This is a genomic window from Tateyamaria sp., from assembly GCF_059783535.1.
The window spans coordinates 6923-10629 of record NZ_JBYNDP010000119.1; the positions used below are offsets into that span (position 1 = coordinate 6923).

5 protein-coding genes are annotated in these 3707 nt (G+C 60.0%); 1 reads left to right on the plus strand and 4 read right to left on the minus strand.

Annotated elements, in window-relative coordinates; translation table 11 throughout:
• The 3 genes from AC6RA8_RS17775 to AC6RA8_RS17785 form a co-directional block, all read right to left on the minus strand.
• Positions 1-950, minus strand: a 950-nt coding sequence (locus AC6RA8_RS17775; RefSeq protein ID WP_500354485.1) for a lytic murein transglycosylase, incomplete at its 3' end; no start/stop codon positions are given.
• 139 nt (positions 951-1089) lie between these two features.
• Positions 1090-1341 carry a DUF6552 family protein gene (locus tag AC6RA8_RS17780; protein ID WP_500354487.1) on the minus strand — a complete coding sequence of 84 codons (252 nt, stop codon included), beginning with the start codon at positions 1339-1341 and terminating at the stop codon, positions 1090-1092.
• The gene (locus AC6RA8_RS17785) at positions 1331-2035 is read right to left on the minus strand and encodes an SDR family oxidoreductase (protein ID WP_500354489.1); all 705 of its coding nucleotides are present in this window, start codon (positions 2033-2035) and stop codon (positions 1331-1333) included. Before AC6RA8_RS17785 ends, AC6RA8_RS17780 begins: the two co-directional genes overlap by 11 nt.
• A gap of 97 nt (positions 2036-2132) precedes the next feature.
• Here AC6RA8_RS17785 and AC6RA8_RS17790 point away from each other — a divergent pair, with 97 nt between their 5' ends.
• Entirely contained in the window at positions 2133-3050 is a 918-nt protein-coding gene (locus tag AC6RA8_RS17790) for a LysR substrate-binding domain-containing protein (RefSeq protein ID WP_500354491.1), read from the plus strand.
• Positions 3051-3114: 64 nt separating this feature from the next.
• Here AC6RA8_RS17790 and AC6RA8_RS17795 read toward each other — a convergent pair whose 3' ends face one another.
• The gene (locus AC6RA8_RS17795) at positions 3115-3522 is read right to left on the minus strand and encodes a RidA family protein (protein ID WP_500354493.1); all 408 of its coding nucleotides are present in this window, start codon (positions 3520-3522) and stop codon (positions 3115-3117) included.
• Positions 3523-3707 lie beyond the last annotated feature (185 nt).

Genomic DNA, 3707 nt, shown 5'->3' on the forward strand with positions numbered 1-3707 from the left:
GGCGGGAAACTGCCACGCAAGGGGCCGCCGCCAGCGATGCGGTCGGCCAGATGGCCCACACCAATCGCGTAGCTATCGGAGTTGTTGTACGTCTTGATGACCCGAAAATTGCGCGTGACGGCAAAGCGTGGCCCGCCGGGTTGAGGTTGGATCACCGTGCCCGAGGCATCGCCCGTTACTTCGCGTCCCCAGCTTTGGCCCGATTGCCAACCGTTGCGTGAAAGATACGCGGCTGTAGACGCAAGGCTGTCAGACGGGTCATCCGACCAGATGTCCCGCCGTCCGTCGCCTGTGAAATCCACGGCAAAGGCCTGATAGGATGTCGGGATGAACTGGGTGTGTCCCATGGCCCCGGCCCAGGAGCCGGTCATGTTGGCCGGGCTCACGTCGCCCGATTGCAGGATGCGCAGCGCCTCGATCAATTGCTTTTCAAAGAAGGCCCCGCGCCGTCCGTCAAAGGCAAGGGTGGAGGTGGCCGAAATCACCGGCACATCGCCGCGCCGTTCGCCATAAAAGCTCTCCAACCCCCAGATCGCGGTCACGATATTGGCGGGTACGCCATAGCGCGCCTCAACCGCGTTCAGAGTGCTGCGGTGGCGGGCATAGGCGGCACGGCCCTTGGACACGCGTTCGTCCGAAGCTGCGATGGAAAGATAGTCTTCGAGTGTGCGGGTAAATTCGGTCTGGTTGCGGTCGCGTCTTACAACGCCCGGCAGATAGCCGGTGCCACGGAACGCGGCGTTGAGTGTGGATTGCGAAATGCCTGCGCTCGCCGCCCTGCCGCGGAAGCGGGCGACCCAGGCATCATAGGCGGCGTTGGGGGTGGGGCGCAGGTCTGCTGGCAGGCCCGTGCTGCTGCTGCCGGTGCGTGTCGCAGTGGTGGGTGCGGTGCAGGCGGAGAGGGTCACGGCGCCAAGACCGAGAAGGGCAGTTCTGCGGGTGAGATACATGCGTGGCCTGTTTTTTTATTGACTGCTGAGCAGACGGTACCCTGTGGCGGAGGTTGTGCAAAGGCCGGGCGCGCTTATCGGCGGGTTCGTGGCGTTTTTCCGGGGGTGGAGCGTGTATTCCTGTGGCCGCTTTAGTGGTCTAGCCGCTTGTCATTCCCGCAATCATTGCGCCAAGCGCGACAAGGTGGACGAGCATCAGCGCTTTGTCATTCCACAATGCTCCGACCGCGAACCAGCCAATGACACCAACGAGAAACAGATACAGGTTCCAGGGCGTCCAACCGAACCCGGTGGCGGTGTAGCCCATGATCTGAACCGCGGATGCCCCCCATTTGACCGTAAATACAAGACGATCCCGAGATGAGCTGAGGGCGACGGTGTCAGACGGCACGGGTCAGCCCGCCGTCGATGCGCAAGTTCTGACCTGTCATGTAGCTGCCGCTCTCAGAGGCCAGCCACGAGATCAAGGAGGACACCTCAGCCGCATACCCGTACCGACCCATGGGGATACGCGCCTTGCGGTCTTCTTTTTCGGGCAGGCTGTCGATGAAGCCGGGAAGGACGTTGTTCATGCGGATATTGTCCGGGGCGTACTTGTCGGAGAAGAGCTTTGTAAATGCTGCCAGTCCGGCCCGGAAGACGCCCGAGGTGGGAAAAAGCGGATCGGGTTCGAACGCCGCAAAGGTCGAGATGTTGATGATCGCGCCGCCACCCTGTGCCTGCATCACGGGTGTGACTAGCCTGGTCGGGCGGATTGCATTCATCAGGTAGACTTCCATCCCTTGATGCCAGTCGTCGTCGCTGATCTCCAGCACAGGGCCTTTCGGACCGTGACCGGCAGAGTTGACCAGCACATCAATGCGTCCCCAACGATCCATGGCACCCTCGACCAACTGGGTGAGCGCATCCCCATCGAGATTGGAGCCTGTGACACCAAAGCCGCCAAGTTCGATACCAAGCGCTTCACCCTTGCCGGAAGATGAAAGGATGCCGACCCTAAAACCGTCGTCCGCGAGTTTGCGCGCGGCATCAGCGCCCATGCCGCTGCCACCTGCTGTGATTAGGGCTACTTTTTCTACAGACATGTCATGTTCCTTTTGCCGCTTTGCTCCATTTAAGTGGGTGGAAGTCGGAGTTCGAATTAGATTTGATACTTCACGCCAGTAGAGATACTACTGCCAAATGTCTGAGCTTCCCTCGCTAAATGGTTTGCGCGCCTTTGATGCTGCCGGGCGCCGCCTCAGCTTTCGTGCTGCCGCTGACGAGCTTGGCGTCACGCAAGGCGCGGTGGCGCAGCACGTTCGTCACCTCGAAGCGCATCTTGGCGTCACCTTGTTTGACCGGGTGCCAAAGGGTTTGGCTTTCACGACACTCGGTCGCGTCTATCACGCCCGCATTGCGGCAGTCTTTGCAGAGCTCCGCGCGGCGACGGCTGACCTGAAGCCGGAGCCGGACAAAGTCTTGATCAGTGTCACGCCGACCTTCGCGGCCAAATGGTTGATCCCAAATCTGCCGCGCTTCACCGATGCCCATCCGAACATCGACCTGCGGATCATGGCGACCGAAAAAGTCTCCAGTTTCCATAGCGATGGGATCGACTTGGCCATTCGCCAGGGGTCGCCACCATTTGGTGCTGCGCTACAGGTTACGCGGCTGTTCAAACAGGAATTGGTTGCTGTCGCCGCGCCTCAGCTTGCGGGCGATGGAGATGGGGTGCTTGGTCCCGAGAGCCTTTCAAGACAACCGAAGATACATGATACCCATGACCTTTGGCCAAGATATCTTGCTGCTATGGGTCTTCACGATTGGTCGCCCCGAGGTCTTCGGCTCAGCCAAACGTCGCTTGCGGTTGATGCCGCCATCGCCGGGCAAGGCGTGGCCTTGGTGAGCCGGTTTCTGGTGGCGCAGGACCTTGAGGCGGGTCGCTTGGTGGAAGTTGGAGAGGCGTGGACTGCCGGAGGAAATGACTTTTACCTCCTCATACAACGTGCGGCCCAACACAAGGGCACTGTGTTGGACGTTTTGGAGTGGCTTACATCCCATTCGGACGAAGGGACCGGGTCGGCTTTGGGCCCAATGAATGGACTGTCTGCTGACTGACGCGAGATGCAGCTTGTTCATTGGCGGCGCAACGGATGTCATCGGCGCGTTTCCACGGCTCCTTTCATGCGGCGACTTGAACTACCATTTCCACTTCGATCTGAAGATCCGGCCCGGCCAGGGCCGCCACGCCGATCCCGGTCAGGCTGGGTTTTGCGCCATCCAGGAAATGCAGGATGCCGCCCATGGCGATGTCTTGCGTGTCGTCCCGCAGGTCGGTCAAATAGATGCGCATCTGGACGATGTCGTCGGTCGTGGCTTGAAGCGCCTCGAGCGCTCCTTTCAGGTTCTCGACAACGGTGGCGGTCTGTTCGGCCAAAGATGCCGGCGGTGCTGCCCCATCAGGTCGCCAGGCCACCTGACCTGAGACGAAGGCCAGCGCGCCGGGATGTGCAATCGAGATTTGCGAATAACCAACCTTTCCCGCGTCCGGCAGGGCGGGCGGATTCAGTCGATCAATGGGTGTGGGCATATTGGCCTCCTTTGCTGCGTGTCACAGCAAAAGACTTAGGTACAACATATGGCGAATTATATTCGTCTCAATCCCGACCAAAATGCTACAACCAGGCATGATCGGATCGAAGGTGAACGACATTCTGCTCTTTCTGTCGGTGGTTGAGACCGGGAGTTTCGTTGCGGCCGGCAAGATGTTCGGGC